The organism is Pseudomonas sp. TWI929, assembly GCF_039673335.1.
GTDB lineage: Bacteria > Pseudomonadota > Gammaproteobacteria > Pseudomonadales > Pseudomonadaceae > Aquipseudomonas.
The window spans coordinates 1-941 of record NZ_JBDJLK010000180.1; the positions used below are offsets into that span (position 1 = coordinate 1).

The following is a 941-nucleotide window of genomic DNA, read 5'->3' on the forward strand; positions in this document are numbered from 1 at the left end:
ATCGTCACCACCGACCTGCGCCTGAACGAGCCGCGCTACGCGTCGCTGCCGAACATCATGAAGGCCAAGAAAAAGCCGCTGGAAACCGTTACTCCAGACGCGCTGGGCGTTTCCCTCGCCTCCACCAACAAGACCCTGAAAGTTGAAGCCCCGGCTGCCCGCAGCGCTGGCATCAAGGTCAAATCGGTGGCCGAACTGGTCGAGAAGCTGAAGAACGAAGCGAAGGTAATCTAAATGACTATCCTGGTTGTCGCTGAATACGAGAACGGTGCCGTAGCCCCGGCCACCCTGAACACTGTCGCTGCTGCCGCCAAGATCGGTGGTGATGTGCACGTGCTGGTCGCTGGCCAGAACGTGGGCGGCGTTGCCGAATCCGCTGCCAAGATCGCTGGCGTGGCCAAGGTGCTGGTTGCCGATAACGCCGCCTACGCCCACGCGCTGCCGGAAAACGTCGCGCCGCTGATCGTTGCGCTTGTTGAGCAAAGCGGGGCCAAAGGTTACAGCCACGTGCTGGCCCCTGCCACCACCAATGGCAAGAACATCCTGCCACGCGTTGCTGCGCTGCTGGACGTGGACCAGATCTCCGAGATCATCGCGGTCGAGTCCGCCGACACCTTCAAGCGCCCGATCTATGCCGGTAACGCCATTGCCACCGTGCAATCGAGCGCGGCCATCAAGGTCATCACCGTGCGTACCACCGGCTTTGACGCCGTGGCCGCCGCAGGTGGCTCGGCTGCCGTTGAAGCTGTTGCTGCTGCGCACAACGCCGGTATCTCGGCCTTCGTTGGTGAAGAGCTGGCCAAGTCCGACCGCCCAGAGCTGACCGCTGCCAAGATCGTCGTCTCCGGCGGCCGTGGCATGGGCAACGGTGACAACTTCAAGCACCTGTACAGCCTGGCCGACAAGCTCGGCGCTGCCGTCGGTGCCTCGCGCGCCGCAGT

Annotated in this window: 1 protein-coding gene and 1 pseudogene; both read left to right on the forward strand. The window is 63.2% G+C overall.

Annotation, left to right across the window (positions count from 1 at the left end; translation table 11 throughout):
• Positions 1 to 234, forward strand: a pseudogene (locus ABE456_RS28440) (electron transfer flavoprotein subunit beta/FixA family protein); the annotation flags it as partial.
• A partial coding sequence (locus tag ABE456_RS28445; protein WP_346646901.1) for an electron transfer flavoprotein subunit alpha/FixB family protein occupies positions 235 to 941 on the forward strand: 707 nt, incomplete at its 3' end. It abuts the pseudogene before it with no gap.